The following is a 1,063-nucleotide window of genomic DNA, read 5'->3' on the forward strand; positions in this document are numbered from 1 at the left end:
CGTGCATTCGACCAGATCGATAACGCACCAGAAGAAAAAGCACGTGGTATCACCATCAACACGTCTCACGTTGAATACGATACCCCGTCTCGCCACTACGCGCACGTTGACTGCCCAGGACACGCCGACTATGTGAAAAACATGATCACCGGTGCTGCCCAGATGGACGGTGCGATCCTGGTTGTTGCTGCAACTGACGGCCCAATGCCTCAGACCCGTGAGCACATCCTGCTGGGTCGTCAGGTTGGCGTTCCTTTCATCATCGTGTTCCTGAACAAATGTGACATGGTTGATGACGAAGAGCTGCTGGAACTGGTTGAGATGGAAGTGCGTGAGCTGTTGTCTCAGTACGACTTCCCAGGCGACGACACCCCAGTGGTTCGTGGTTCTGCTCTGAAAGCGCTGGAAGGCGAAGCTGAGTGGGAAGCAAAAATCATCGAACTGGCAGAGCACCTGGATTCTTACATCCCAGAACCAGAGCGTGCCATTGACAAGCCGTTCCTGCTGCCAATCGAAGACGTATTCTCCATCTCCGGTCGTGGTACCGTTGTTACCGGTCGTGTAGAGCGCGGTATCGTTAAAGTCGGTGAAGAAGTTGAAATCGTTGGTATCAAAGATACGGCGAAATCTACCTGTACTGGCGTAGAAATGTTCCGCAAACTGCTGGACGAAGGTCGTGCAGGCGAGAACGTTGGTGTTCTGCTGCGTGGTATCAAGCGTGAAGAAATCGAGCGTGGCCAGGTACTGGCTAAGCCGGGTTCAATCAAGCCGCACACTCAGTTCGAATCCGAAGTGTATATCCTGAGCAAAGATGAAGGCGGCCGTCATACTCCGTTCTTCAAAGGCTACCGTCCTCAGTTCTACTTCCGTACAACTGACGTAACGGGCACCATCGAACTGCCAGAAGGCGTAGAGATGGTAATGCCGGGCGACAACATCAAAATGGTTGTTACCCTGATCCACCCAATCGCGATGGACGACGGTTTGCGTTTCGCAATCCGTGAAGGCGGCCGTACAGTAGGCGCGGGCGTTGTTGCTAAAGTTATCGCTTAATCGCTGATAA

Annotated in this window: 1 protein-coding gene; it reads left to right on the top strand. The window is 53.0% G+C overall.

Annotated features, from left to right (window positions below; all coding sequences use genetic code 11):
* On the top strand, positions 1-1,053 hold a 1,053-nt coding region (tuf, locus tag BUB06_RS21730), incomplete at its 5' end, for an elongation factor Tu (protein ID WP_039476571.1).
* Positions 1,054-1,063: the final 10 nt, after the last annotated feature.

Source organism: Pectobacterium carotovorum (assembly GCF_900129615.1).
GTDB classification, from domain to species: Bacteria; Pseudomonadota; Gammaproteobacteria; order Enterobacterales; family Enterobacteriaceae; genus Pectobacterium; species Pectobacterium carotovorum.